20 protein-coding genes and 4 pseudogenes are annotated in these 26491 nt (G+C 69.5%); 17 read left to right on the top strand and 7 right to left on the bottom strand.

Annotated features, from left to right (window positions below):
- Window positions 1-70: 70 nt before the first annotated feature.
- Window positions 71-2851, bottom strand: a complete 2781-nt coding sequence (locus tag ABT057_RS22060; RefSeq protein WP_352344946.1) for a helix-turn-helix transcriptional regulator — start codon at window positions 2849-2851, stop codon at window positions 71-73.
- Window positions 2852-3573: 722 nt separating this feature from the next.
- Between ABT057_RS22060 and ABT057_RS22055 the strand changes: the two are divergent.
- Window positions 3574-3992, top strand: a pseudogene (locus ABT057_RS22055) (RNA polymerase sigma factor); the annotation flags it as partial.
- Window positions 3993-4052: 60 nt separating this feature from the next.
- Here the strand turns inward: ABT057_RS22055 and ABT057_RS22050 are convergent.
- Together ABT057_RS22050 and ABT057_RS22045 are read right to left on the bottom strand one after the other, a co-directional pair.
- Complete coding sequence (locus ABT057_RS22050) at window positions 4053-4238, bottom strand: DUF397 domain-containing protein (protein WP_352344944.1); 186 nt, start codon at window positions 4236-4238, stop codon at window positions 4053-4055.
- Window positions 4235-5091 (bottom strand): annotated as a pseudogene (locus ABT057_RS22045) (helix-turn-helix domain-containing protein). The gene ABT057_RS22050 and the pseudogene ABT057_RS22045 overlap by 4 nt, the downstream one beginning before the upstream one ends.
- Before the next feature lie 162 nt (window positions 5092-5253).
- On the opposite strand from ABT057_RS22045, the gene ABT057_RS22040 reads away from it, so the two are divergent.
- Together ABT057_RS22040 and ABT057_RS22035 are read left to right on the top strand one after the other, a co-directional pair.
- Window positions 5254-5688 carry an ATP-binding protein gene (locus ABT057_RS22040; protein WP_352344942.1) on the top strand — a complete coding sequence of 145 codons (435 nt, stop codon included), beginning with the start codon at window positions 5254-5256 and terminating at the stop codon, window positions 5686-5688.
- A 115-nt stretch (window positions 5689-5803) separates the two neighbouring features.
- Complete coding sequence (locus ABT057_RS22035) at window positions 5804-7096, top strand: PIN-like domain-containing protein (RefSeq protein ID WP_352344940.1); 1293 nt, start codon at window positions 5804-5806, stop codon at window positions 7094-7096.
- On the opposite strand, the gene ABT057_RS22030 is transcribed toward ABT057_RS22035, so the two are convergent.
- The 3 genes from ABT057_RS22030 to ABT057_RS22020 all read right to left on the bottom strand — a co-directional run bounded on the left by ABT057_RS22030 (window position 7093) and on the right by ABT057_RS22020 (window position 11270).
- Window positions 7093-7638 carry a PIN domain-containing protein gene (locus ABT057_RS22030; RefSeq protein WP_352344938.1) on the bottom strand — a complete coding sequence of 182 codons (546 nt, stop codon included), beginning with the start codon at window positions 7636-7638 and terminating at the stop codon, window positions 7093-7095. The genes ABT057_RS22035 and ABT057_RS22030 overlap by 4 nt on opposite strands.
- Complete coding sequence (locus tag ABT057_RS22025) at window positions 7635-8816, bottom strand: ImmA/IrrE family metallo-endopeptidase (RefSeq protein ID WP_352344936.1); 1182 nt, start codon at window positions 8814-8816, stop codon at window positions 7635-7637. The genes ABT057_RS22030 and ABT057_RS22025 overlap by 4 nt, the downstream gene beginning before the upstream one ends.
- A 72-nt stretch (window positions 8817-8888) precedes the next feature.
- Entirely contained in the window at window positions 8889-11270 is a 2382-nt protein-coding gene (locus tag ABT057_RS22020; protein WP_352344934.1) for a DUF2786 domain-containing protein, read from the bottom strand.
- A gap of 165 nt (window positions 11271-11435) precedes the next feature.
- Here ABT057_RS22020 and ABT057_RS22015 point away from each other — a divergent pair, with 165 nt between their 5' ends.
- From ABT057_RS22015 to ABT057_RS21985, 7 genes are all read left to right on the top strand, one after another.
- On the top strand, window positions 11436-13244 hold the full coding sequence (locus ABT057_RS22015) for a DUF4357 domain-containing protein (RefSeq protein WP_352344932.1): 1809 nt from the start codon (window positions 11436-11438) through the stop codon (window positions 13242-13244).
- Window positions 13241-14479: an McrC family protein gene (locus ABT057_RS22010; protein ID WP_352344930.1), complete on the top strand. Its 1239-nt coding sequence runs from the start codon at window positions 13241-13243 to the stop codon at window positions 14477-14479. The genes ABT057_RS22015 and ABT057_RS22010 overlap by 4 nt, the downstream gene beginning before the upstream one ends.
- A 999-nt stretch (window positions 14480-15478) precedes the next feature.
- Window positions 15479-16810 (top strand): transcriptional regulator, encoded by a 1332-nt coding sequence (locus tag ABT057_RS22005; protein WP_352344928.1) that lies wholly within the window; start codon window positions 15479-15481, stop codon window positions 16808-16810.
- Window positions 16807-17379: a helix-turn-helix domain-containing protein gene (locus ABT057_RS22000; RefSeq protein ID WP_352344926.1), complete on the top strand. Its 573-nt coding sequence runs from the start codon at window positions 16807-16809 to the stop codon at window positions 17377-17379. The genes ABT057_RS22005 and ABT057_RS22000 overlap by 4 nt, the downstream gene beginning before the upstream one ends.
- A 165-nt stretch (window positions 17380-17544) precedes the next feature.
- Entirely contained in the window at window positions 17545-18261 is a 717-nt protein-coding gene (locus tag ABT057_RS21995) for a ParA family protein (RefSeq protein ID WP_352344924.1), read from the top strand.
- Window positions 18258-19031, top strand: a complete 774-nt coding sequence (locus tag ABT057_RS21990) for a hypothetical protein (protein ID WP_352344922.1) — start codon at window positions 18258-18260, stop codon at window positions 19029-19031. Before ABT057_RS21995 ends, ABT057_RS21990 begins: the two co-directional genes overlap by 4 nt.
- A 124-nt stretch (window positions 19032-19155) precedes the next feature.
- Window positions 19156-19482: a hypothetical protein gene (locus ABT057_RS21985; RefSeq protein WP_352344920.1), complete on the top strand. Its 327-nt coding sequence runs from the start codon at window positions 19156-19158 to the stop codon at window positions 19480-19482.
- A 64-nt stretch (window positions 19483-19546) separates the two neighbouring features.
- Here ABT057_RS21985 and ABT057_RS21980 read toward each other — a convergent pair whose 3' ends face one another.
- Window positions 19547-19918, bottom strand: coding sequence for an ImmA/IrrE family metallo-endopeptidase (locus ABT057_RS21980; protein WP_352344918.1), 372 nt, complete (start codon window positions 19916-19918; stop codon window positions 19547-19549).
- A gap of 782 nt (window positions 19919-20700) precedes the next feature.
- Between ABT057_RS21980 and ABT057_RS21975 the strand changes: the two are divergent.
- From ABT057_RS21975 to ABT057_RS21945, 7 genes and pseudogenes are all read left to right on the top strand, one after another.
- Window positions 20701-21270 (top strand): annotated as a pseudogene (locus ABT057_RS21975) (amidohydrolase family protein); the annotation flags it as partial.
- A gap of 4 nt (window positions 21271-21274) precedes the next feature.
- Window positions 21275-21565, top strand: a pseudogene (locus tag ABT057_RS21970) (amidohydrolase family protein); the annotation flags it as partial.
- Window positions 21566-21920: 355 nt separating this feature from the next.
- Window positions 21921-23000 (top strand): MBL fold metallo-hydrolase, encoded by a 1080-nt coding sequence (locus ABT057_RS21965; protein ID WP_352344916.1) that lies wholly within the window; start codon window positions 21921-21923, stop codon window positions 22998-23000.
- Window positions 23001-23094: 94 nt separating this feature from the next.
- Window positions 23095-23904: an alpha/beta hydrolase gene (locus ABT057_RS21960; RefSeq protein WP_352344914.1), complete on the top strand. Its 810-nt coding sequence runs from the start codon at window positions 23095-23097 to the stop codon at window positions 23902-23904.
- Window positions 23905-24033: 129 nt separating this feature from the next.
- Window positions 24034-24816, top strand: coding sequence for an SDR family NAD(P)-dependent oxidoreductase (locus ABT057_RS21955; protein WP_352344912.1), 783 nt, complete (start codon window positions 24034-24036; stop codon window positions 24814-24816).
- A gap of 180 nt (window positions 24817-24996) precedes the next feature.
- The gene (locus tag ABT057_RS21950; protein WP_352344910.1) at window positions 24997-25986 is read left to right on the top strand and encodes an alpha/beta fold hydrolase; all 990 of its coding nucleotides are present in this window, start codon (window positions 24997-24999) and stop codon (window positions 25984-25986) included.
- Between the two features lie 14 nt (window positions 25987-26000).
- Window positions 26001-26480, top strand: coding sequence for a cupin domain-containing protein (locus ABT057_RS21945; RefSeq protein WP_352344908.1), 480 nt, complete (start codon window positions 26001-26003; stop codon window positions 26478-26480).
- The last annotated feature ends 11 nt before the right edge of the window (window positions 26481-26491 follow it).

Here is a 26491-nt window from a genome sequence, read left to right as displayed (position 1 = left end):
CCTATGCGGCGCCGGCCGCACCTCCATCTGTCAGCTGACTGGCCGGTGACCGGCGCGGGGCGTCCACCGGTCAGGCGGCCCCCGCCGTCTCTCCCTCCAGCAGGCCCCGCAGCTGCGACCGAGCGGTGATGCCGAGTTTCGGAAACACCTGGTAGAGGTGGAACCCGACGGTTCGGGGGGACAGGAAGAGCCGGTTTCCGATCTGGCGGTTGGTCATCCCCTGGGCCGCCAGCCCGACGATCTCCCGCTGCTGCGCGGTCAACTGGCTCAGCCGCCCGCCGTCGGCCGGTAAGGCGCCCAGTCCCGAGGCTCGCAGTTCCGCGCGGGCCCGCTCCGTCCAGGGCCGGCTGCCCAGCCGCTCGAAGACCTCGAGAGCCTGGGCGAGACAGGGTCGCGCTTCGCCGATACGCCGCCGTCTGCGCAACCACTCGCCGTATTCGAGTCTGGTCTGGGCGAGTTCGAAGGGCCAGCGTTCGTTCGCGGGATCATCCAGTACGGCGCGGAAGGCGGACTCGGCGGTCGAGGGGTCGGCAGGATCCGCCAGCAGAGCGCCGGCGCGGAGCGTCACCAGTCGCAGTCTGGTGGACGCGGCGCCCGCCAGCCGGTCCTCGGCCAGCGACAGAATCTCCCGCGCCTCGTCCGTGCGGCCGGTCCGTACCGCGGCCGTGGCCAGTTCCGCCAGTCCGTAGTCGGACGCATGATGATGGATCGGTGCTCCCTCTTCGGTGAACAGCAGCCGGAAGGAGCGGTACGCCTCGTCATGGTTGCCCTCGGCGGCGGCAGCGGCTCCCGCGGCCCGTCTGGCCCACACCGCCACGGAGCGGACCCCTTGCGTCTCAGCCAGAGCCAGCGCGCGCCCCGCCCGATTCCGGGCCGCCGCTGTCTCCCCGCGCAGCGCCGCCAGGGTGGCGCTGAGGGCCAGAACCCACGCGTCGGACAGCTGAGCCTCGCCGTCGCGCACGTCTCCGCACGCCGACGAGGTGGTCTCCTCCGCCGCCGTCCAGCGGCCCAGTTGGAACTGGGCCCAGCCGAGCATGGTGGCGACCTCGTTGGGGGGCCGCGCACCGGCATCCCCGGACGGCGGGTCGGACAGCCGGCCCAGCAGGCGCACCGCCAGGTGGGGTTCGTCGAGAATGAGGGCCGCCGTGCCCAGACACAGGGTGCCGAGATGGCCGTGGTCGGACCTTTCGGCGGCTTCCCGCAGCGCCGTCAGCACCGGGGCATCCAGGGTGTGGGCCTCGGTGGCCGCCCGCGTCAGCAGATCGAAGGGCCTCAGATCCTCGCTGTGCGTGGACATCCGGCGCCGGAGCCCGATGATGTGTTCGCGGTCGGACGGGTGACCGGAGTGGTAGGCGGCGCCGGCGCCGACAGCCAGGGCCAGGTGAGCGACCTCGGGCGCCGTGTGACTCATCGACATCGCGATCGGTGCGAGCAGGGCGACGGCGTCGTGGTGCCGGTTCGCGGTCGACGCGGCCCAGCCCTCGAGGATCGAAGCCTGCGCCAGGACGACGGGGTCATCGGTCAGCGCGGAGAGTCGGGAGGCGAGTTCGACGGCACGCGCGGTGCCGCTCGCGAGCATGGCGACATGGACGGCTCTGACGTATCGCCCCGCCTTGGCGGCACCGTCGGGGGTGAGCTCGGCCGCTCGTTCCATCGCCGCCAGGGCCTCGACGTGGGCCTGGCGTTGCAGAGCGCGATCGGCCGTGGACTCGAGGGCTTGTGCCACGTCCTCGTCGGGAGCCAGGGCCGCGGCGGAAAGGTGCCAGGCCCGCCGGTCCGCGGGGCAGGCCGGGACCGCGGCCAGGGCAAGGTGGACGTCACGGCGCCGGCGCGGGGGCGCGGCCTGGTACACGGCCGCACCCACCAGCGGATGCCGGAAGTGGATCCGGCCTGCGCGCAGTCGCACCAGTCCTGCCTCTTCGACGGACCGCCAGGCTGCCAGGTCGTTCGCGGCGGCGGGGAGTGCGGTGAGGTCGGTGGTCCCCGAAGCGGCCGCGCACAGCAGCACCCGTCTGCTGTCGTCCGGGAGCTTGTCGAGCAAGGGGGCGAAGAGGCTTTCCAAGCGGTCGGTCAGCAGCAGTGTGCCCGCCGCCGAGTCCTGGTAGTGGCCCAGGGCGGCTGACTTCGTGAGCTCGATCAGCGCGAGCGGATTGCCGGCCGCCTGGTCGAGTACGCGCCGCCGGGCCTCTCCCGTGGGCGGGAGGGGCTGGGCGTCCAGCAGAGCCTGCGCGGCGGCGGGGTCCAGCGGTTCGAGGTGCAGTTCCTCCACGTGGTCGGCGGGCCCCATCGGGTTTCCGCCGCGGGCCGCGACGATCAGGGCGATCGGCTCCCCCTCGATCCGGCGGCCGATGAACGTCAGCACATCCAGTGAGGACCGGTCCATCTCATGGGCGTCATCGACCACCAACAGCAGGGGACCTCCGTCGGCGTGGTCGACCAGCAGGGCGAGCGTGGCAAGGCACAGGAGAAACCTGTCCACCGGTGCCGGATCGTCCTCGATCCCGAACACCCGCAGCAGGCAGGCCCGTTGCCGATCGGGAAGGCGGTCCGCCCCGGGCAGGGCGGTGCGCAGCAACTGGTGCAGTCCGGCGAAGGCCAGGTCGCGTTCGTCGGCGCTGCCCCGCGCTCGCAGGACCGTCGCGCCGCGCTCCAGGGCGAGGGAGGTCACGGCGTCCAGCAACGCGGTCTTGCCCACGCCGAGTTCCCCGTGCACCGACACCATGTGGGGATCGGACCGGGCGGGAGCGATGAGGCGGCCGAGCCGGGCGAGGGCTTCGGCCCGCCCGATGACCGTCTCCGCGGTCTGCGCGGTGCTCTCGTCGGCAGCGTCCGGCTGTGAGCAGTTGTTCACGTCGCCCCATATCTCTTTCGTGCGCGGTGCTGGGAGGCCCGGTGCACGAGTGGGAGGGTGTGCGGCACCGGGCGGAAACGGCGCCGGCCGCCGCCTGACCAAGAAAACCGGCGAGGTGTGGACGGCCTGTTGACGGCCACTTCACGGATCGTTTACGCCCGCTTCGACACGTATCCCGCGATACGGGCGGCAGGGTCAGGGACCGCGGGTCCCTGGGGTCAGACGGCCGTGCGGGCCTCGGCCGGGGGCGGCCGTACCGAGGTGAGCGGCACGAGCCGCCGCCACGCAGGCCGAGGAAGACGAAGCGCCGGCCGGGCCGGGCACGGTGACTGAGGTCGGACCGGTGACAAGTGTTGGTGTTGACATGAGGGCGGAACTCCAGCGCAGTTGCTGTTCGACATTCGACCGGACCAGGGGGCGGCGGAGTTGGCTTCTGTCCGTGGTGCCGCCCACGAGCGACATCCGGTGCCGGTCACCGCCTTACACCGCCGAGACGGTGAAGGCACCTTGGCGGGCATGCCCGTCGGACATGCCGGTTCCTGCGACCGCAGATGCCTGTGTGTCAGTGTCGACGCGTGACAAAGCCATGTGCAACGTGCACAGGACCAACATGATCACCATTCTTTGGGCACCCGCACAACGACCTTGCCGGTAGCGTGCGATCACCGATCACGGGCCCTGCATGCAGGGGACACACACTGTGCCGCCCCGAGTCGTCCGACATCCCGAACGCAAGGGGGTTCTTCCGTGCCGCTCCCCCTGACGCGGAACCTCTCGCCGCCCTGGCCGCAGGTGGAGACCCGGCTTCGCTGAACGCCCTGCTGCAGGCGATCCGTCCCGAAGTACTGCGTCGCTGCGGACGGTTCCTGCCCAACCGCGAGGACGCCGAGGAAGCCGCGCAGGACGTGCTTTCTGCAAGTGGCCCAGAACATCACCTCGTTCGAGAGGCGCAGCCTCTTCAGCACCTGGCTGCACACCGTGGTCACCAACTGTGCTCGTCAGAAGTGACTATCCTTCTCTGGCTCTGCCGCTGGTCTACCGGGACATCTGCCACATGAGCTACGCGGAGATCGCCGAGCGCGTCCAGCTGCCGTTGGGCACCGTCAAGTCCCGTATCAGCGCCGCGCGCCGCCATGTGCGCCACCACCGACCCGGTGTCCCGGCGGTGAACATGACCACGCGACCGCCGGGAGAACGCGGCTCAAGACCCCGCCGCGAACCCCACGAACCGCGTCCAACCATCGCGGCCGACCGCGAAGTGAGGACGCGTCACGTCCTTGGAGTCCCTTACGCAGATGGCCTGTTCAGTGACGGCGACCTCAACACAGTCGTCGCCCTGGGTGCCGCTGTAGCTGGACTTGTACCAGGTGAGTTCCGTCGTGCTCATAGCTCTCCTCGTAGTCGCTCCAGCAGGCCCCGGGAGTCTTGGGGGTTCAGAGCCTGCGAGCGCAGTGTGTCATAGCACTGGTAGAGGAGGCTCACCTCTTTGCGTCGCTGATCAGACGCCCGTTCTGCTGTCCTTCCGAGTACGCGAGCCGCCGACGCTCCGGCGTCTCCAGAAGCCGTACAGGGCCATCCAGGCACGCATGGAACTCAGCATCCAGAGGCACGATCTGAAGTGTCACGTTGCGCGGAGCGGTGAGTCCCAGCACGTGGTCGAGCAGACCCTGCGTGACCTTGGTCCCGCCGAGCCGCCGCCGGAAGATGTGCTCCTCCAGGATGAAGCTGAACGGGACATTCGGCCGCTTGCGCAACAACTGCTGCCGCTCCAGTCGCGCAGAGACCTGGGCCTCCAACTGCTCGTTCGACAACGGCGGAATGCTGTTGTCGAACACCGCCCGCGCATACCCCTCCGACTGCAACAACCCCGGCACCAGCCGACACTCATACGTACACAGACTGACCGCCACCTTCTCCAGCTTCGCCCACCTCCGGAACCAAGCCGCCAGCCCCGCCTCCCCCCGTGTCAGGAACTTCGCCGACCTCCGCAACGCCCCGGTGTTACCCGTCGCCTCCTCCCCCAGCTCCACGAAGGACTCGTCCGGCATGCGGCGTCCCAACTCCACGGACTGCACCGTGTGTTTGGAGAACCGGACCAGCTCCCCGAACTCGGCCCGGCTCAGCCCGGCATGCTCGCGCAAGGCCTGGACGACAGCCCCGAACGTCCGCAGACTGTCGGAGGGGTCGGGCTCGCGCTCCTCCTCGTACCCCGTCAGCTCGTCACTGCTGTCCGTCGTCATGCCCGGCCACCTCCAGGTGCGTACGTGCGGCTGCTCCCCGCGATCGACTCACCCAGAGTGATGGCAAGATCGGCGTACCGTCCACAGAACGTCCCCGTACGCTGACGCACCGTACGGACCGTACCCTGGAGCGCGCCCCCGCGCGCCCGCCACGGTGGCCCCATGAACGCCCCCACGCCCCAAATCCCTATGATCGTACGTACTTTCGCCCAGCGACTGTCGTCCACCCGCCGAGGGGCCCGCCTCGCCCGGTTGCTCGCCTTCGAGCGGCTCCAGGCCTGGCAGGTGTCACCCGCCGTAACCGAACGCGTCGAACAGGTCGTCGCCGAACTTGCCGCCAACGCGGCGCTCCACGGCCGCGTACAGGGCCGCGACTTCCTGGTCGCCCTCACGTTCGACGAGGCGACCGGCACCGTACGCGTCTCGGTCACCGACGCACGCGGCGAGCAACTCCCCACCCCGCGTGAGGACCCGGCGCACAGCGAGTCGGGCCGCGGCCTGCTCCTGGTCACCGCCCTCGCCGACCGCTGGGGCACGGAGCCCTACCCACCGAGCGGCAAGACGGTTTGGGCGGAGGTGAGTCCATCGTCCGGCTGACGCCCCCTCCTCCACAAGGCAGTTGAGGCCTCTTCCTCATTCCGCCCATCCCGCGCGTCCTCCCCGCGATACGGTCCCGACCAGGGGACACAAGTGCGACACGACGGGGGCACCAGTGGCGGACAACTCGACGACCGGCGCGGACAACCGAGGCCTCTTCGATGACTTCGGAACCTTCCGGACCCCGACGCACACGGACTTCAGTACCGTACTGACCCGCGGTCTCGTCGCCCCCGACGCCAACGTACTGCTGAACCTTTACCGATACACCGAGCAGGCGCGCGGCGACCTGCTGCGCGCCCTCGGCGGGCTGGAGAACCGGCTGTGGGTGCCGCACCAGGTCCTCCTGGAGTTCTGGCGGAACCGTGAGGGCACCCTCAGCGAAGCGCGGTCGTCTGGTGCGCAGGCCGCCGAGGACATGGCCGGTCATGCGGCGCAGGCTGAGCGGACCCTGCGTACCTGGGCCAATCGTGTCGCCCTCCCCGAGAACGAGACCGACCGTCTCCGGGACCAGCTGAACAAGGTCTTCGGCGACGTGCAGGAGGCGATCGTCAAGGTCGGCAAGGGCGAGTGGCAGAACATCACCCAGGACACGAGCACCGACCCGGTCATCGCGAAGCTGGAACCCGCTCTCGTCGGCCGGGTCGGTGCGCCCCTGAGCCCGGAGGACTACGGCAAGGCGGTCGCGGAGGGAATGCGTCGCGTCGAGAAGCGTCTGCCTCCCGGCTACATGGACAAGCCGAAGGACGGTGTGGGGGCGGCCGGCGACTACCTCGTCTGGGAGCAGATCCTGCGGGAGGCCGCCCGCCGCCAGTGCGACGTGCTGTTCGTGACGGCGGACGGCAAGGAGGACTGGTGGCGCAAGGAGCAGGGCTTCAACCGCGGTCCCCGACCGGAACTGACCGAGGAACTGAGGACCCGCGGCGGCGGCCGGCTCTTCATGCTCACGCCCAAGCAGTTCCTCAAAGTCGCCGCGTCGATCCTCAAGTTCAACCTCCAGGAGGGGTCCGTCGAGGACATCGAACGGGTCGAGCGGATCGAGACCGACGAGGAGACGTACGGGGGCTGGACGGCCGGCGCGCTCCGGGAACTCTTCGACCGGCTGGCCTACGAGGGCTACGCGGACCGCGTCGCCGTGATCAGGTACGCCGCCGAAAGGGATGGCGTCGCGGACGCCGCCGGTATCTACGGCATCTGCAAGTACCCCGAGGACCGCTCGCTCAGGGGCTTCACCAAACCAGTCACCCGTCTCGCGGGCCAGCTCAGGGATCTGGGGAAGATTCCGGAGTCGGCCGTCTATGTCCTGAAGGCCAAGTACGACGCGGGCCCGGGTCCCGCCTCCGGGTTCTCCGTTCACCCGCTCCTCGTCCCGCTGATCAACGACCTGCCGGACAAGGACGAGCTTTAGCGCAGCAGGTCCTCCGGTCTGTCCGGAACGCCTCGCAGGTGGCGGCCGGTCTGTTCCATCTCCAGGAGGAGGCTGTGCCCTGCGTCCGCCAGGACCAAGCCGTCCACGACGGCTTCGCGCATGATGTCGACCGTGTCCTTGACGCTGATGCCCTTGCGGCGCGCGTACCGGCCCGCTTCGCCGTCGTCCGTGATCCACACCGAGCTTGCGAATCCGTCGCGATGCTCAATGATCACAAGTGTCTCCGCCTCACCCAGGTGTTGCAGGGGCCGGGACGAGGCGCCACCGAAGACGACACGGCGGATCCGGTCCACGAGGGCGGTCTCGGCGGGGTCGTCGATCTCGATGGGTTCGCCGAGCCATCCGCCGGCCGTCAGCTGGCCCAGACTCGGCAAGTACCGCCTCGACTGCTCGGCCTCGGCCGCGACGGCCTGCGTCCAGCGGCCGCGGCCGTCGAGGACCTTCTCCAGCAGGCTCAGACGGTCGACGGCGGCGAAGTTGCAGAGCACGGTGTTGTCAGGGAACCAGCAGTGGCGCGTCATGGCTGGTAGACCAGGTCCCCTTCGTCCACATCGGTGCCGGCTGACGTGCCCTCCTGCGGAGCCGGTTCAGGTTCGAGCGCCTCGCGGATCCTGTCGACGTCCATGCCGGTGTACGCGGCCAGCGGGCGCAGGGTGGTGTCCCCCGCGAGGTAGGCCTGGTACAGCAACTGAGCCGGACGGAAGGGCAGGCGCTTGGCTCGCGACCAGGTGGCGTGGGCCTCGAACAGGTCGCTCTGTCCGGTCAGCCAGTGGCAGTCCTGCGTGGTGAGCCCGCGCAGTCTCGCCGCGGTCTTCGGGGCGATGACACCCAACTGCACAAGTCGTGCGGCAAGAGCGCTGGGAGAGACCTGGAAGCGCACTACGAGTGAGGTGAGTTGCTCGTCCGTGACGTCGCTCTGCTTGACCGCCGTCCTGATTTCGTCCCTCGGCATGAGGAGATTCGCGGCGAACACATTGGCGCGTACCTCAGTCAGGTCCTTCTGGCGTCCCGGGGACAGCTGAGTCTCCGTGAGAAGGTCCTGAGCGTCCTTGGCCAGAATGTGGCAGAGCTCGTGGGCGAGGGTGAACCGCTGACGGGTCGGCACCTTCGTTCGCGCGATCATGATGAGCCGGAATCCGTCCGCCTGCCAGGCGGCACCATCGATTGCATCCGGCAGATCGATCTTCGCCACGTCGACGCCGAAAGTGCGTTCCAGCGCCTGGAGCAGACCGGCGGTGCCCAGGCCGCCTACCGCCGGTGTGCCTTCGGCCGCGAGCCGGGCGAGTGCGTCGTCCGCGAGAGCCACGCCCTGGTCGACGTAGCGCCCGAGGTCCGGGCGGACGGACGGCAGCTCCGGCAGTTCGGGCGACAGGTCCAGGAGATCCAGCACCTCGTGTGCCGTGGTGAACCTTTCGAGGAGATCGTGGAGCCTGTCGTGGCCTTGCTCACCGGCTGCCGGCGCGCTGGTGCGTGCCGCGACGGTGGGGCGCAGCGGCTCACGCCCCGTCAGCAGCCAGTCGACCGTGGTCTTCCCGAAGTCCGCGATCCGGGCGAGATCGAGAGACGTGAATCTGCGGACACCGCTCAGAGATTTGGACAACTTGTCGGGAGCCAGCCCGATGACCTCGGCGAACGCCGCCTGGTTGACCGAGGCCCCACCCATGACCTTCCGTACGCGATCCGTCACAGTTTCGCCCATGTATTCACGATACGAAGGAGTTGCGAAAATCGCAACACGGGCAATCCGGCCCAGGGCAGCCGCTACGGACGATCAGGCGATGAGCTCGTCCATCTCCTCGCTCTCGTCGTCCAGCGCATACGCCCCGATGTCGGCCTGCTGCCCGTCCGCGTGCCCCTGCCGGTATCCGCTGCCGGTGAAGCGCGTACGGCGCACCTTGCCCACCTTCGGGTAGCGGGAGGCGACCTCGACTTGGACCTGCGTGGTCCGGTCGGCAAGGACGAGCGCCACGCTGCGCCCCTGCGTGGCGGCCTCCGCGCGGTCGCGCTCGCTGTCTTCCCGAGCCGCCCGCTCGGCTTCCGCGATCCGCAGAGCGACCGCCCGGATGAAGCCGAGCATCCAGGAACGCTTGTAGGCGCGCGGGAGCTCCCCCGGCGGCCGGTGCCGCGCGTCCGCCCGTTCGGCGCCCTGCAGCATCTGCAGGCGCAGGCTGGCGTAAAGGATCTCGACGGAGTGCAGGTCCGAGGCGAAGCCGAACAGGTGGACCCGGTGCTTGTTGGCCTTGCCGCCGGGATAGATGGGGTGGCAGCGCATGGCGTAGGCGATGGCGGACAGGAGCCGCTTGCACTCGCCCATCCACGGTGCGACGACCTCGACCACCCGGTCCCCGGGCTGTTCCCGGATCGGATCGTCGCCCTGGAGCATGGCCTGCTCGATGCCGTACTTGGCCATCAGGGCGGTCGCCTTCTGCAGGAAGGCCTCCGCCTCGGCCTGCGTGGCCGCCGGATCCTCGGCCTGCCGCAGGATGGCCCTCACCTTGGTCAGCAGATCGTCGGACAGCCGCCCGGGACGGGACGGCGCAGGTGCCTCACGGGTGCCCGAGCCGCTCGCCGTGGAGGTGCGGTCCGGCTGCTCCCGCTCGTCCTGCTGCTCGTCCCGCTTCTCATCCTCCTCGTCGTCGTCCCACCCGTCTGCCCATTCGTCGTCCTGCTCGTCCGCGGGCCCTTGGGACGCGATGGCGTCCGCCAGGTCGTCGACGTTCGGCACCAGTTTCCGCAGGAGGTCCAGCGCGCCCCGTTGCCAGGCCGTGGCGTCGGCGTCCCGGATCCCGGCCCGCAGGGAGCGGAGCAGTACGAACCTGCCGTCCGCGTCCTGTATCACGAACTCCAGTCGAGCGTGGCCGAGTTGGGCGAGGGCCAGGAGTTCGCACAGATCGGTGGCGCTGTGCCCGGAGTAGCGCAGCTCGATACCGGGCTCGGGGTACCAGTCCTCCGGTCCGTCCAGCCCCAGCCCCGCGAACAGGCTCTCCTGACGGGCCATGACGACATCGACCTCCACCCGGATCGCGGAGGACGAGGCCGCTCCCGAGAAGGCCAGCGCGGCGGCCCGCTCCTGCGGGGAGCCGACGATGTGGTACCAGACCGGCACGGAGCCACGCATGGCGTGCCAGGTGAGCTCCCCCCGCGCCTGGCGTTCGGCGGCTTCCTCGGCGATACCTGGGGCGAGCGCACCGTCCGTCCACGCGCTTTCAGAAGCTCCTGCCGTCACGCAGTCGAGGAACTCGCCCAGGTACTCGTGCCGAGCGCGCCGGTCGGGAGACGTGGCGGTGTGGAACAGGGTCCGCTCGCAGGGCGAGAGCGAGACGATCAGCGGATCGAGTTCCTCGCTGACATACCTCTCGGCGCACTCGTGCAGCTCCGCCAGGAAGTCTTCCGTGGCCTGGGACGCGCGGCGCGCGTGCTCGTCACACCACTCCTCCAACTGCTGCACGTAAAGCTGCTGTTCAGCGATGTACGCGAGGTGTCCGGCGCTCTGGAGACCCTCCTCGTACCCGGCCAGCGAGTTCTCTACCGCCTCGGCCGCCCGGGGCTGCGACAGGACCGCCTGCGCGAGCAGCCGCTGGGGCTCCTCGGCCTCGTCCTCCAGATGATCGACCAAGGACGTGAGCGACAGCCCCCGCTCGTCGTGCCGTGTCCACCCGGGGTGCGGGAGTCCTGCGGTGCCCGCCTCTCGGAAACCCCAACGGGATACGAGCTCGTCGTCGGCCCGGCCTTGCCCGACAGCCCCGGCCCGATCACGCCTCCAGAGCGCGAGGACGAGTTCCTCCCACGCTCGCGCGTGCCAGGACCACAGCGCGGGGTCCTCGGCCGCGGTGAGGTCGGACCTGAGCTGACGTACGGCGCCCGCCAGGTCGTGCCGGTGGCCGTGCGGGATCAGCAGCTCAAGCCAGGCGACCGTCTCCGCCACGGGCTGGGCGCGCGCCTCGTCGGCCGCGACCCGGCACAGGACCAGGGCGTTCACCAGCCGCCGGTCACCCAGATCCGTGGGAATCAGCGCACGCAACTGCGGACCGAAGTCGCACAGCGCCTCGCTCAGCTCGGTGACCCGCGCCCGCAGCCAGTCCTTCCGGGCCGAGCCGAACCCCGAACTCGCGGCTAATGCATGATCCGTGCTCTGCTCCGTCATGATGTTCATGCCCTCCCCGTGGGCCAACCGCACCGGGGCGGCCCGCCGCGCCCCGCGATCAAAACGAGCTCACATCCTAGGTGCCCTCGGCACTGGCCGGATCAAGGGGCCGTGTCAGTGCCTCCCAGTACGCTGCAAGACAAGATCGGGCCAGTGGTGTGAGGGGGACGTTCCATGGCCGAGGGGTACCCGGAGTTTCTGCTGCGGTTGCCGAACGGCGGGCCGGTGGCTCGCGGGCGGCACACCGACGAGAAGGGGACCAACGGCAGCCGGAAGTTCGTCGTCGGTCCGGGGCAGCCGGTACGGCCCGAGGTGGTGCCGTCGTTCGCGACGCGTGTGGCTTCCGCCCACCGGCTCCGTGAGGAGCTGATCGGGGCGGGGCGGATCGTGCCGTCGACGACCTGGCCGACCTGGCTGGAGACCGCCGACACCATCACGTTCAATTCCTCCTCCGAGGCCGCGGCGGTGCTGACCGGCCGCAGTGCCAACGGCTGGGTCGACTGGAAGGCCGAGGACAACCGACCCCTGGGTGACTTCATGCCCGGTGTGTGGATGGGCCCCAACCGCCCCTGGCTCATCCGCGGCTCGAACGTCACCGGGCTCGATCTGGTCCAGCGCCTGTGGCTCCCCGAGGGCCTCGTCACCCTCGCCGCGGCCCACCTGCGGCAGGGCGTGACGCAAGGCACGAGCAAGGACGACCTGCGCACCTTCGTCCAGGAGGACTACGAGTCGACGGCCACGTACGGCCAGAAGCAGCAGCTCGTCGAGGAGCTGCACGCCTTCCTCTCCCGTATGAAGCCAGGCGACACGGTGTGCACGATCTCCGGCGGGGAGCTGTACGTCGGTGAGGTCACCGGCGAGGCGGAGCAGACGGAGTCGGAGGACCGGCGGTCCAATCTGCGCCGGCCGGTGGACTGGCAGCCGGCCGGATACCCGTATGACGATCTCCCGGAGGAACTTCAGCAGAAACTGTCGATCCAGCACGATGTCGTCGACCTCCTTGCGGTCCAGGCCCTCGTCGAAGGACTCGGCCTGAGCGACGAGGAGTTGGTGGAGGAGGCCGAGGCCATAGAGCGCGATCCGAGCGGGGAGATCCCCGCCCTGGTCGCCCGTCGCGAGCTGGAGCTGCCGGATCCCACGGACGAGTTGGCGGCGGAACTGCTGGTGCACAAAACGGAGTGGCTGCGCGAGGTGCGCGATCTGCTCGCGGACGAACGGCAGTTGGTTTTCTACGGCCCGCCGGGAACCGGCAAGACCTATCTGTCGCTCAAACTGGCGGAGTTCCTGGGCGGCGGACCCGAGCAGGTGAAACTCATCCAGTTTCACCCCGCTTACGCGTACGAGGACTTCGTCGAGGGGTTCCGGCCGAAGGAGGACCCGAAGACCAAGGATGTTGCGTTCAGGATCACCGCGGGCCCACTGCGTGAGCTGGCCGCTCTCGCGGGCCGCGAGGGCAACCGGCATGTCCCGCACTTCCTGGTCATCGACGAAATCAACCGCGCCAACCTGGCCAAGGTCTTCGGCGAGCTGTACTTCCTCCTCGAATACCGGAACAAGTCCGTGCAACTCCCCTACTCGGGCGACGACTTCGCGCTGCCGCCGAATCTCTTCGTGATCGGCACCATGAACACGGCCGACCGGTCGATCGCGCTCGTGGACACGGCGATGCGTCGCCGCTTCGCGTTCGTCGAGCTGTCGCCACGCACCGAGCCGACGAGCGGGCTGCTGCGCCGCTGGCTGACCAGGGAGGGCAAGGACAGCGAACCCGCCCATCTGCTCGACGCGCTCAACTCCCGCATCGACGACGCCGACTTCCGCATCGGGCCCTCGTATCTGATGAAGAAGGGCGTGTACCGGGAGGGCGGCCTGGAGCGGACCTGGCGGACGAAGATCCTGCCCCTGCTCGAGGAGCACCACTACGGGGAAGGCGTGGACATCGAGAAGCGGTACGGGCTTGCGGCACTGCGGGAGTCCCTGGCGTGACCGCCGGCACCGCGCCTGTACCGGCCGTCGAGTCCGTGCATCTCGTCGAACACGCACCGGCCGTCTCGGTTCCTCTCCCCGATGTCGTCGGACGGGCGCTCGCCGCCGCACGCATCGTGGACGCCGCCCCGGACCCGTACACCCCGGGCCGCTGGTCGCTGCGGGCCGGCAGCAAGGTCGGCGCTGTGTCCGTCGCCGTACCGGGTGGCGGAGAGCCGGTCACCGTCCGTATCACGCCGAAGGTGCCTGTCGCCCGGCTCTTCTTCCTGCTCGGTCACAGTTTTGACCCCAAGGGTGCCTGGCGTGACGGGCAGGTGTCGGTCGCCGAGCACCGGGACGTGCTGCCCGCACTCGCCCACGCCGTGGAGCGGCAGGTGGACCGAGCTCTTCGGCAAGGCCTGTTGCAGGGATACCGTGCGACGGAGGAGACCGCTCTCGTCGTCCGCGGACGTATCCGGGAAGCGGAGCAGATACGGCGACGCTTCGGCATGACACTGCCGGTGGAGGTGGCGTACGACGAGTTCACCACCGACATCGCGGAGAACCGCATCCTACGAGCCGCCGTCGAACGTCTGCTGCGTCTTCCGGGTGTTCCTCGCGAGGTGCGGCGCAGGCTGTCGCATCAGCGCGCCCGCCTGGCCGATGTCGCCACCATCGTGCGTGGACAGCCGCTCCCCGGCTGGCAGCCGACCCGCCTCAACTCCCGCTACCACCACGCCCTGCACCTCGCCCGCGCCGTCCTGGACGGAGCCTCCGCCGAACACGCGCCCGGTGGGCTTCGCGTCGACGGGTTCCTGTTCGACATGAACAAGCTCTTCGAGGACTTCGTGACGGTGGCACTGCGGGAGGCGTTCCGGGGCACCGGCCACACGGCCCGTCTCCAGGATCCGCACCACCTCGACTACGCGGCCGCGATCCGTATGAAGCCCGACTTCGTGCTGTACCGCGTGGACGGAACGCCGTGCGCGGTGGCGGACGCCAAGTACAAGGCGGAGAAGCGGGACGGCTATCCGGACTCGGATCTGTATCAGATGCTGGCGTACTGCACGGCTCTCGGCCTGCGCGAGGGGCACCTGGTGTACGCGAAGGGCAACGCCTTGCACGCCGCCCATCAGGTGCGTCACGCGGGCATCCTCCTGCACCAGCACGCCCTCGACCTGGACCAGGAACCCTCCGGACTGCTCACGGACATCGAGGAGGTGGCCCAGCGGCTGGTGAACACGCCGCGCGTATGATCGACCGCGGAGTGTCCGTCCAGGGTGGGGAGTGCAGGGAGATCATGGATGTCCATACGGTCGAGCCTGCGCAGCCTGGAGCGCCGGGCGGCGCCGCTGCCGCACGGCGCGGAGCTGTAACCCTCCAACAACGAGGCCAGAAATAAACCAAGAGAGCCGACGGTCTCGGCAACGGGCGATTCAGCCGTTGCCGACAATCCTGGCCCGGGCACGGCTCACCGGGGGAGGCACCATCGACATCGGACCGCTGTTGACGCCCGGAATGCCGAATATGCCGCACGCGTAGTGGACGGGGACGACGATACTTGCAGCCCGAATTCGCCCCGGATTCGGCCCGGAAAGTTTGTTCAGCGAGAAAACGTGGCCTCTGACCTGCGCAAATACAGAGCGGCAGACGAGTCGGGCTGTACGCCGGGTATTCCTGAGCACCCTTGTGACCTGCGCTTTTGTGAGCCGTATCGGTTGTGACCTGCTAGGACGGGTTGCAGAGGCGATCGGAGGCAGTCAGAGGAAACCGCTCTGATTCGACCCGGGTTCGACCCGAGCTGCTCGGAGCCAGCCAGAGGCAATCGCCATCTGCTTGGCCCCGAATCAGCCGAGGTCAGGATCGTGTCGAACCGGTGAGGACTCCTCTGGCGGCCCTCCGAGTCGTTCTCGGTCGAGCCGCGATGGGGACGTCTGCCCCTGATGCGGGGCCAGGCATACGAAGGCCTCCAGGACGGCAATCCTGGAGGCTTCGCTTGGCACCGATTGGAGGTCGGTTCCGGACACCACCCGTGGTTTTAGCGGGCCTGAGTGGCGTCCACGTCCTTGCGAGACGACCCCACAGTGCCACACCACACCCACCAGGCAGACCCATCCCAACGACCCATTCACCCGAGCGAGCGACTGGGGCTTCACCGGCTGTCTCCGGCTGCGGCTGACCTGGTTCTGCTCGGAGACCTCACCGGCCGCTACGCGGCGGGAAGCTACAGCAGGCTCGGCTCCGACCGCCGGAGCGTGGTCCTGCGCGCGGACCGTCAGGGCGCGGCCGAGCACGGTCACCGCATCACTGCGGCCATCGCCTGCCATGTCGCCCGCGCCGGCGGCAGCGTCGACCAGCTCACGCAGCTCCTGCTGCACCCCGACCACGAAGGCGGACGGCACACCCGGCACATCGCGCTGCGATCCGGGCAGTCGCGCGCCCTGGACTACATCCGCCGGTTGTGGGCCAGCGCCTCGGACGCAATCAGCAGCACCACGGCGCTGAGTTCCCGGCACGAGGCGTACGAAGTTCTCGCCGCACTGCGCGACCGGATCGAAACGACACCGTGGCGCGGGGAGCGTGGACGGACCGCGCTGCGGGTGCTGCGGGCGCACCTGAACTTCGCCGAGATCGCGGGCGGCCCCCTGCACCACGCCAGTGAGCGGCAGACCGCGGAGGAAGCCGGAGTCTCCCGCACGACACTGCGGGCCGTCTACGAGACGGTCCTCCGGCCACAGGGCTGGCTGCGGCGCCTGCGGGTCGGCCATGGCCGAGAGGGCTCCACCTGGTACCTGGGCGACGGCACCATCCCCGGACACGGCGACCACGCTCTACTGTCTCGTTTCCGGTCCACTCAGTTCCCCCCCGACCCGGCACTTGAGGAGTGGACCACCCCTGAGACGGCCACGACGGCCGACATCGACTCCACCGTCCTCAGCCACCTGATGGGCCACGACGCCTTCGCCCACCACGCCCTCGGCAGCGCCGCTCTCCTGATCATCAGTGCCCTGCACCTGCGCCCCGACCAGACCGTTGCCGAGCTCGTCGGTACTTCTTCGGTCTCCCGCGCCACCACCTACCGGACCCTGAAACGCCTCGCCGACCACGGTCTCGTCCAGCACACCGGAGAGACCTGGACCCTCGCGCCACGTGCTCTGGAGGGCTTCGGTATCCGGCTCCCGGACGACGCTGGCAACGGCCACACGCCGGCACAGGGCTGGGCCGACATCGCCGAGCAACACGGCACCTGGGGCATCGCGGCCCGGCGCAAGGCCCGGCACACGGCGGAACGAGCCGCCTACCAGCAGGCACTGGACCGGTTTGCGGAGCACCGCAGCAGGGCCGTGGTGCTGGTCCGCGACGGCCGTCAGGTCCTGGTACCCCTGCCGCGCCCCGACGAGATCCCGCCCACGTGGCACGCCCCGGACGGGCGCGTCCTCGACCCGGTCACCGGCCGTCCGGCCGCCGACTGGCGGGTCGCCACCGACGGCCGCCTGATCCTCATCACCCCATCCGACCAGCGCAGTTATGAAGAGCTGGCCGCCGCCCATGCCGAAGCCCTCAGCGAATGGGAGTCCGTCGCATGAACCCACCTCCCCCGGCCACCTCCGAAGCGAGCGATACGGTGACGCCCCAGTCCCTGCGCCAGCGGTACGAAGCCGGTGCCACGGTCGACGAACTCGTCACCGCCAGCGGCCTGTCCTACGGCACCGTCCTCAACCGGCTGCACGACGCCGGAACCGTCATGCGCACCTCCTGGCAGACCCGCCGGATGCGCCAGAACCCACAAGCCCGCAAGCGCCTCGCCGCCCATCTGCGCACCCTGTACGAGCAGCACGGCGCAACGCTCACCGAACTCGCCGCAGCCGCGGGAGAGACGAGGCGCTGTGCACGGCGCCTGCTGATCGAGGCCGGTGGCACCGTGCGCACCACCCAGCAGACCCTGCGGATGCGCGCCGCAGCCCGGGCCGCCGAACGGTACAAGGTCGCGCTGTCCCTGCGCGCACGGTACGAGGCCGGTGAAACGGTGCCGGAACTCGCCAGGGAGCACAGCTACTCCGTCGCCACCGTATACCGGCTCCTGCACCAGGCAGGCACCCGCATGCGGCCCCAGCACGCCCACGGACCCGCCCACACCCCGAGGAAGCGGCTATGAACCCCCACGTCCTCGTAGGTGCGCCCCACCCCGCCTGGCAGATCAAAAAGGCGGCCATGCGCCAATCCGGCCGCCACGTGGCAGCACGGGCACCCCCGTCGTCGGCCCGCTCGCCAACGCACGTACCAAACAACACCCCTTCCCGTTTCAGGAGATCAAGCACACGTGAACGAGAACACCCGTCACAAGACCTTGGCCGCAGCCACAGAACACGTCTGGGACGCCTTCGTCATCGTCGTCGGCATACTCAAGGGCGGCACCGGCAAGACCACCTCCGCCTGGTTCATCGCCCTCTACTACTCCGTCGTCCTCGACCTGCCCACCCTGCTGTTGGACGCGGACGCCACCAGTCAGTCCGCCTACGACTGGTTCAAGGTCGCCCAGGCCGCCGGCTTCGAGGTTCCCGAGAACCTGGTTGTCGAGCGGTACCCGTTCGACGACATCGCCGAGTACATCCGGGTCAAGCGCGCCGAGTTCGGCGCGATCGTGGTCGACGCCGGCGGCGGCAGCGCCCGCATCTTCCACGAGGCTGTCACCGAGGCGAACCTGCTGCTCGTGCCGGTCGCCCCCACCAAGATCGAGCGCCGCAAGCTCGTGGCCACCTTCGACGAGGCCGAGCGCGCCGCCGCCCGGAACGAGCACGGCGTCACCGCCCACGTGGTGATGGTCAAGGCCGACGACCGCACCAGCCTGCCCAGCCGGGCGAAGGAGCAGCTGCTGGAGCCCGCCGAGGGCGAGGGCATCGGCCCGGACCGCGACGAGGCGTTCCCGCTCGCCGAGACCACCATCCACTCCTGGGTGCACTACATGGAGGCCTTCGGCGAGATCCCGACCGAACTGAGCGAGTACGCCGAGCTGATGAAGGAGCTGACCCAGGCATGACCGAGAAGAACGAGAGGCCGAAGCCTCCGGCCCGCCGCACGGGCGGTCGCGCCCTGGGCGGGGCCAGGAAGACGACCCCGCCGCCCCCTCCCCCGGCTGCCGAGCTCACGCCCGAGCAGTTCGCCGCCGAACAAGCCGTCGCCCAAAGCGAAGTGGTTGCTGCTGGCGCACCGCGGGTTCAGCACACTCCTGCGGCCGCTGCCTTCGAGGCACCGGCTCAGGATCTGACAGAAGCTGTCGAGACTGCCGAGGCGGGGAAGGAATCTGCCGACGGACTGGCCGAGCGACAGCCGGCACCGGTGGCCTCGGCTCCCCCGTCTGGAGCGCTCGGGAGCCAGCCCAATCAGCCAGCCGAACTCGATGGTCAGCACAGCCCGCCCCACGCCACGTCCGCAGTTTCTGGCACGGCACCGACCGGCGAGGTGGCCATCCGCCCGCCGGTCCCTCCGGCGGCGACCAGTACGGCGTTCCCGTTCAGGCCCGACGGTCCTGCGCCCCACCAGGCACAGGACACTCGGCCACAGGAGGCGCCCAGTGAGGGGGCACCCTACGCCCACGGTCCCGGTCGTCCCGAGAACATCCCCGAGGCCGCCGTCGTCCTCAATCAGCGCATCATCACGCGCGAGAGTCTCGACTCGTCGGTCCCCACCGCGCTGAGGCTGAAGAAGCGGATCAAACGCTTCGCGCTGGACAACGAACTCGACCACCTGCCCATCGGCGACATCGTTTCCGTCGCGCTGGACGAGTGGCTCACCGCTCGCGGGTTTTGAACCCGACCGCAGTGCACAAGGCGGCCGCCCCCCCATACCGGGGCGCGGCCGCCCCTGCCGCCTATTCCAATAGCCCAATAGGCGGATAGCTATCCGCCTAGCCAGACCGACCGGAGCAGCTCTCGTGCCTGATCGCTCCCCCTATGCCGCCCGACTGCGCGAAATCGCCGACGCCCTCGACGCCGAGTTCCAGCCGTCCGACGACGTCCTCACGCCGCACGCCGACACCATGGACGTCATCAGTAACCGGCAGACAAAACGCGGGCAGCTCAACTACGCCGTCCCCGAGGTCCTCCAGTTCCAGCGCCGCATCCGCCGCTGCAACGCCGACACCGACATCCCTCACGGCGACATCGTCGCGCTCGCCCTCGACAGCTGGCTGCGCGCCAAGGGCTACCCGCCCGTTTCGAAGGACGAGCGACGAAAGGGGCTGGACGTCAGTGGACAGTGACAATCAGGTTGCTCCAGCTGCGTTCCCATGAGGACCGGTGTGACTTTCGCGCGGTTTTGGGAATTTAGGGCCGCCGTCTGTGTTCCAGCAGGGAGACCACTCGTCCGCTCGCCTGCTGGCGGCTGTCTGGCGACGGCGCGGGGGTAGGCGATTCACTGTCCGGCGTCCGGGCCGTCACCGTGCGGAACAGCTCCGTCGGCATGCGGCACTGCGTCACCAGTTGAGACTCGTCGATGCCTTCTTGCGTCAGCAGCTCCACAGCCCTGGGCAAGAGGGACGGCTGCTCGATAGCGCTGATCAAGCCCGGCTCGTTCCGGCGCCAACCACGGGCTGAAATGGTCGTCATGGCGTTGCGGTAGGACGTGTCGCTGAGTCTGCCGAGCCATCGCGCACGGTACAGAAGTGCCTGGATGCTGACGCCCCACTGCTCTTTCATCGGCGGCGTGCTGCGCGGCTGCCGTCAACAGGCCAGAGTTGATGGCGACCGAAATCTGGGCGTCGCGCAGCACCGTGCGCAGCAGGTCGTGAGCTGGCCGCCGCTTGTACTCCCGCTCGGTCAGGGCACCGCTCAAGACGAGGCTCTGCCACATGATGTGCTCCAAGCCGGCTGTCCCCATGATGATTCGGGGCTCGACGAAGTCTCGGCTCCGCAAGGCCGAGATCGCGTACATCATCTGGAATCGCAGGGGCGCGAGTTTGGCCGGGTCGAGGAAGGCGGCGATCGCCAGACGCAGGAAGTCGCCGAGCGATTCGTGATCTTGGTCGTACCACCAGCCATCGCTGTTCGAGCGTGCCGGGTCGCAGTGAGCGGCTCGCCACTGCTCCCAGCATGTGGTTGTTGTTGCCGGGAAAGCCCTCGGGGACCGACAGTTCGACCGTGCGGTCGGGGGCTCCGTCCAGGCACAGCGCGCTGGTGTCCGAAGGATCGGAGTCTGGGGAGAAACTCGGATCGAGGATCCGGTCGCCGGCGGTGCAGCGCCAAGCGTCCGTGCGCGTCGTGGATTCGGCGGTCCCGCCCGTTTCCCAGGTAACCGGTGTTCTGACGCGGCTCGCACCGGGGTCCACCCCAGTCCGTGGCGGCCGTCGGTGGGTGCGTCCCGCTGGGGTGGGGCCCCGGTGCGAACGCTGCTCACGCGGTGCTGTCCTGACGTGGTCGGCGATCACGGTGTGCGCGGCCAGGAGCGCTGGGCCGGCGGCAGCCATCCCGAGGGAGGGACCATGACATTCATGCCGGTGGCCGGCATCCGCGCAGGTGCTCCGGCGCAGCCCGCGGATCTTGTCCTGCGCAATGCGAAGATCTTCACGGGCGGCCCGAAGCGGCTGGCCGCGACCGCGCTCGCCGTGCGGAACGGTTCGGTGACCGTCGTCGGCGGGGACCGGGAGGTCGCCGCGCTGGTCGGTCCGCGGACTCGGGTGATCGATGCCTTGGGGCACCGCGTTGTGCCGGGCCTGAACGACTCGCACAACCACGTCGTCCGCGGCGGCCTGCATTTCGTCCTCGAACTCCGCTGGGACGGCGTGCGGACTCTGCGGCAGGGGCTGGCGACGGTGCGGGAGCAGGCCGCGCGGACTCCGCCCGGCCAGTGGCTCCGGGTCGCGGGCGGCTGGAGCGTCGAATCGGTGGCGGAGCACCGCATGCCGACGCCGGCGGAACTCAACGCCGCCGCGCCTGACACCCCGGTCGTCATCACGCACCTCTATCAGGCTGCGATCTCGAATCGCGCCGCGCTGCACGCCGCCGGGATCACCCGTGACAGCCCCGACCCCGCGGGCGGCCAGATCGTCCGCGGCCATGGCGGCGGTCGCGCCGCCGCCGGGCGCGATGCGCAGCCGTGGTCTGAACGTTGCCGCGGGAACGAACGCCACCCGGGGCTCGACCTGCAACCCCTGGGTCGCCCTGTACTGGCTGGTGTCCGGGTGCAACGTCGCCGGTGTGCCGCTGCGGTCGGGGCACAGCCGCATGGACCGGGCCGAAGCCCTCGCCTCGTACACCACCGGCGATGCCCGGCTGACGGGCGAACAGGACGTCAAGGGCATCCTCAGTCCTGGCTACTACGCGTACTTCGCGGTACCGAGCGACGACTTCTTCGCGATCCCCGAAGAGCGGATCCCCGAGATCGAGGTGCTGCTCACGGTCGTGGCGGTCGGGTCGTCCACGCCGTCGACTTCTTCGAAGGCGTGGCGCCGCCCGTGCCCCCTGTCCAGCCGGACTGGAGTCCGATCGCGCACCTGGGCGGCTATCAGGCGGGCCACGGCTCCGATCGTTCCGGGCTGCGCCAGGCCGAGTGCGTCCAGGACGCCGCCGCCGAATCCGCCGAACACCTCCGTTGGCGACAGCGGACCGGCCGGGCCACCGACGGTCACCGGCCACTCGACACCTTCGATCCCTGCTTCAGCTGAACACCTGTGTCCCCGAACCGAAAGGCGACCAGATTCCCATGTCTCCCGAACTCCTGCCTCCGACCGGCCGCCGCAGATTCCTCAAGGGCGCTGCCGGAGCCCTCTCCGTCCCGGCCGCCGCCGCCCTCGTCGGCGGGCTGGCCGAGCCCGCCCACGCCGACGACGGTGGTCTGCCCGACTTCGCGCCGATCCCGGCCGCCTCGGTCGGGCCCGAGGTGAACGCGGACGGCTACTACGTGGGCCGGATCGCCGGAAACCTCTACTGGGTCACGGACTCCTATTACCAGTCCATGTTCCTGACGACCACGCGGGGCGTCGTCCTCGTCGACGCACCGCCGACCATCGGGCACAACCTGCTCCGCGCGATCGACGAGATCACCCGGGCCAACGGTCGGCCGAGCAAGGTCACACACCTGGTGTACTCGCACTCGCACGCCGACCACATCGGCGCCGCCGGTCTGTTCGGAAAGGACGTCGTCCGGATCTCGCACGCCGCGACGGCCGGCCTGCTGGCCCGCGCGGCGGACCCCAACCGTCCGCTGCCGACGGTCACGTTCCGGGACAAGTACCAGCTCAACGTCGGCGGAGAATGCCTGCGCCTGGCGTACCACGGGCCCAACCACTCCCCCGACAACATCTTCATCCACGCGCCCGAATACGCCACCCTGATGCTGGTCGACGTCCTGTACCCGGGCTGGGTGCCGTTCAAGAACCTCGCGGTCTCCCAGGACATCCCCGACTGGATCAAGGCCCAGAGCATCGCGATGGACTACCCGTGGCAGACGTTCGTCGGCGGCCATCTCGGGCGGCTCGGAGTCCGCGCGGACGGCGCCCTGCAGATCCGGTACATGGACGATCTGGAGGCCAGCACCCGGTCCGCGATCGCCTCCGTCGACCCGAGCCCGTTCTTCGCCAAGTACGGCGCGCAGGGCAACTCGTGGGCGATCTTCAAGACCTTCCTCGACACGGTCGCGGACGCCGCGGCGGCTCCCGTGGCCGCGAAGTACACCGGAGTCCTCGCCGCCGCCGACGTCTTCACACGGGACAACGCGTGGACGCTCCTGGAGTCCCTGCGGATCGACGCGGGTGTCCTGGGGCCGTTCGGCGTCCACCCGTGAACCACTGGGGTGCCTCCCCGGTGCGAGAGCACCAAGGTTCCCGGTTTCTTGGGCACATGCCGGATCAGGACACCCACACACGAGAGGCCCCGCCATGACCGTCCCCCTTCCCGTGGTCTTCATCCACGGGCTCTGGCTGCACAGCACCTCCTGGCAGCCGTGGATCGATCTGTTCCGCGACGAGGGCTACGACCCGTCCGCGCCCGGGTGGCCCGGCGACCCCGACACCGTCGAGGAAGCGCGCCGGAACCCGGAGAGCGTCGCCGGCTACGGCATCGACGACGTCGTCGAGCACTACGCGGCCCTGATCGCGGCCCTGCCCGTGCGGCCCATCGTGATCGGGCACTCGTTCGGCGGGATGATCGCGCAGAAGCTGCTCGGCCAGGACCGCGCCGCCGCGGCGGTCGCGATCGACGCCGCGCAGATCAAAGGCGTTCTGCCCCTGCCGCTGTCCGCGCTGAAGGCGACGTTCCCGGTCTTCAAGAACCCGGCCAACAAGCGCCGGTCGGTCTCCCTGAGCGCGGAGCAGTTCCGGTTCGCGTTCGGCAACGCCATCGCGGAGGAGGAATCGGCAGCCCTGTACGAACGCTGGACCATCCCCGCGCCGGGCAAGCCGCTGTACGAGGCCGCCTCCGCCAACTTCAACCCCCACTCGCCGGCGAAGGTCGACACGGACAACAGCGGACGCGGCCCGCTGCTGCTCATCTCCGGCGGCAAGGATCACACGGTGCCCGAGGTCGTCACCCGGGCCACCCTCAAGCAGTACCGGCACTCCGAGGCCGTCACCGACATCACCAACTTCCCCGACCGCGGGCACTCCCTGACCATCGACGGCGGCTGGCGCGAGGTCGCGGACACCGTTCTCACCTGGCTGCGGCAGCAGAGCCTGGAGGCCGGGCGATGAACTCCCGTCCCCAGACCGCCGGAACGTCCGGTGCCGACGCGGGCCTGGCCGCCATCGACAACCCGTACATCACCGGCACCGTGCTGCACGTGGTCGGCGGCGGCCGGCTCGCCTGAAAGGGGACGACTGATGGATCTTCAACTCAACAATGCAGTCCTGGTGGTGACCGGCGCGTCCGCCGGGATCGGCGAGGCCACTGTAGGCGTGCTGGCGGCCGAGGGCGCCACCGTCGTCGCCGTGGCCCGCCACCCCAAGGGTGTCGAAGCCCTCGGCCAGCAGGTCAGCGGCCTGACGGCCGACCTCACCGAGCCCGGCGCGGCCCAGCGTGTGGTGGAGGAGGTGCTCGCCCGGCACGGGCGTCTGGACGGGCTCGTCAACAACGTCGGCGGACTGGACTCCCGCACCGGATTCCTGGACGTGAGTGACGAGCAGTGGCAGGCCACGTTCGAGCTCAACTTCCACTGCGCAGTGCGGATGACCCGGGCCGCGCTGCCCGCCCTGCTCATGCATGGCGGCTCCCTGGTCCACCTCACCAGCGAGGCGGCCAGGATGCCGGACGTGTCGATGGTGGACTACGCGGCCGCCAAAACCGCGCTGCTGTCACTGTCCAAGACACTGGCGGCCGAGTTCGGCCCGCGCGGGGTGCGTTCCAACGTCGTCGCACCGGGACCGACCCGGACCCGGCTGTGGGATGGCCCCGGCGGCTTCGCCGAGCAGCTCGCCGCTCAGTTCCACCTGGAACCGGAGGCGGCGATCGACCACTTCGTCCGCGAGGTGCGACGCCTGCCCACCGCCCGGCTCGGCAGCCCCGACGACGTCGCACGGGTCATCGCCTACCTGCTCTCCCCCCTCGCGCGCCAGATCACCGGTGCCGAGTGGGCCGTCGACGGCGGCGCGCTACGCCAGATCTGACCCTCCCTTGCAGAGGCTCCCTCTCGTGGCCCTGCGCAAGTTGATCGGCACCAGCGCCATCACCGGCGCGGACTTCGTCATCGACGGCGGCCTCGTCGAATCCCTCTGACCGACCGTCACGGCACGGCGGGCACCGAGCCCGCCGCGCCTCGCTTCCCCTCGCATCCCTTGGAGAGATCAGTGAAATTCCGCCTGCCCGGATCCCGCCGCCTGGTGGCCGCGGTCTTCGCCCTGGCCCTCGGCCTCGGCTCGGCCACCCTCACGGCCGCGGCCTCCGACAAGCCGGCATCGTCGGCCGGCGAGCAGATGCCCGCCGGCTTCAGCGAACACAAGACCCAGGTCGCCGGGATCGGCATCAACTACGTGATCGGCGGCCACGGCCCGACCCTGGTCCTGATCCACGGCTACCCGCAGACCTGGTACGAGTGGCGCGGCATCATGCCCGAGCTCGCCAAGCACTACACGGTCATCGCGCCGGACCTGCCCGGCGCGGGCCGGAGCGACGCCCCGGCGTCCGGCTACGACAAGAAGACCATGGCCGCCAAGCTGCACGCACTCCTGGTGTCGCTCGGCAAGGACCAGGACGTGAATGTCGTCGGCCACGACATCGGCACGATGGTCGCCTACTCCTACGCCGCGCAGTACCCGCGCAGCGTCAAGAAGCTCGTGCTCAGCGAGGCCCCGATCCCGGACCAGAGCGTCTACGCGTTCCCGGCGCTGACGGACAAGGGGCCCGGGGTGTGGAACTTCGGCTTCTTCTCCTTGCAGACCGGCCTCCCGGAGAGCCTGATCCGCGGCCGCGAGGAGACCTGGACGTCGGGCTTCATGCGGGGCATCGCAGTGCACAAGGACGCCCTGAGCACGGAGGACCTCACGGTCTTCGCCTCCTACCTGCGCGACTACGCGCACCTGGAGGCGAGCTTCGAGTGGTTCCGGACGTTCCCGCAGGACATCGCCGACAACGCGCGGTTCCAGAAGAAGCCCCTGACCATGCCGGTCCTCGCGATCGGCGCCGACGGCAGCCTCGGGTCGTCGGTCCCGAAGCAGGTGCGCCGCTACGCCACCCACGTCACCCCTGCTGTCATCGCCGACTCCGGCCACTGGATCTACGAGGAGCACCCGAAAGAGATGACCGACCTGCTGTTGAACTTCCTGGGCGGCCGACGATGACGTCAGGAGCGGACATGACCCGGTTCTTCCCGACCTTCGGCCCGACGGCCGAGCGCGAACCCTTCTGGTTCCTCGGCGGCCAGGCCAGGATTCTGCTTCCCGGCACCGCGACCGACAACCGGCTCAGTCTGATGGAGTTCGCCGACCCGGCCGGTCACGCGCCCCCGCACCACGTGCACGAGGACGAGGAGGAGGTCTGGTTCGTCCTCGACGGCGAGGTGACGTTCTTCGTCGGCGACCAGCGCCACGACCTGGTGCCCGGACAGGTCGCGTACGGGCCGCGCGGGGTTCCGCACAGCTATCTGGTGCGCTCGCCCGAGGGGGCACGGATGGCGGTGCTGTTCAGCCCGGCCTGCATCGAGGAGTACTTCAGGGCCAACGGCACCCCGGTGGCCGAGGCCGGGGACCTGCCACCGGAGTTCGATCTCACGGCGGTCGTGGCCTCCGCCGAGGCCTTCCACCTGCGCGTCACCGGACCGCCGCCGTCCTTGTAGGCGGGACCACC

It is taken from the genome of Streptomyces sp. NPDC002588, from assembly GCF_040295925.1.
Lineage (GTDB): Bacteria > Actinomycetota > Actinomycetes > Streptomycetales > Streptomycetaceae > Streptomyces.
This window is presented reverse-complemented; position numbering and strand designations above follow the sequence as displayed.

Excerpts from the sequence above, each read along its gene's own strand:
- ABT057_RS22050 (WP_352344944.1), bottom strand. The coding sequence starts at position 4,238 with ATGAGCACGACGGAACTCACCTGGTACAAGTCCAGCTACAGCGGCACC.
- ABT057_RS22040 (WP_352344942.1), top strand. The coding sequence starts at position 5,254 with ATGAACGCCCCCACGCCCCAAATCCCTATGATCGTACGTACTTTCGCC.
- ABT057_RS22030 (WP_352344938.1), bottom strand. The coding sequence starts at position 7,638 with ATGACGCGCCACTGCTGGTTCCCTGACAACACCGTGCTCTGCAACTTC.
- ABT057_RS22025 (WP_352344936.1), bottom strand. The coding sequence starts at position 8,816 with ATGGGCGAAACTGTGACGGATCGCGTACGGAAGGTCATGGGTGGGGCC.
- ABT057_RS22020 (WP_352344934.1), bottom strand. The coding sequence starts at position 11,270 with ATGAACATCATGACGGAGCAGAGCACGGATCATGCATTAGCCGCGAGT.
- ABT057_RS22015 (WP_352344932.1), top strand. The coding sequence starts at position 11,436 with ATGGCCGAGGGGTACCCGGAGTTTCTGCTGCGGTTGCCGAACGGCGGG.
- ABT057_RS22000 (WP_352344926.1), top strand. The coding sequence starts at position 16,807 with ATGAACCCACCTCCCCCGGCCACCTCCGAAGCGAGCGATACGGTGACG.
- ABT057_RS21990 (WP_352344922.1), top strand. The coding sequence starts at position 18,258 with ATGACCGAGAAGAACGAGAGGCCGAAGCCTCCGGCCCGCCGCACGGGC.
- ABT057_RS21980 (WP_352344918.1), bottom strand. The coding sequence starts at position 19,918 with ATGAAAGAGCAGTGGGGCGTCAGCATCCAGGCACTTCTGTACCGTGCG.
- ABT057_RS21965 (WP_352344916.1), top strand. The coding sequence starts at position 21,921 with ATGTCTCCCGAACTCCTGCCTCCGACCGGCCGCCGCAGATTCCTCAAG.
- ABT057_RS21960 (WP_352344914.1), top strand. The coding sequence starts at position 23,095 with ATGACCGTCCCCCTTCCCGTGGTCTTCATCCACGGGCTCTGGCTGCAC.
- ABT057_RS21955 (WP_352344912.1), top strand. The coding sequence starts at position 24,034 with ATGGATCTTCAACTCAACAATGCAGTCCTGGTGGTGACCGGCGCGTCC.
- ABT057_RS21945 (WP_352344908.1), top strand. The coding sequence starts at position 26,001 with ATGACCCGGTTCTTCCCGACCTTCGGCCCGACGGCCGAGCGCGAACCC.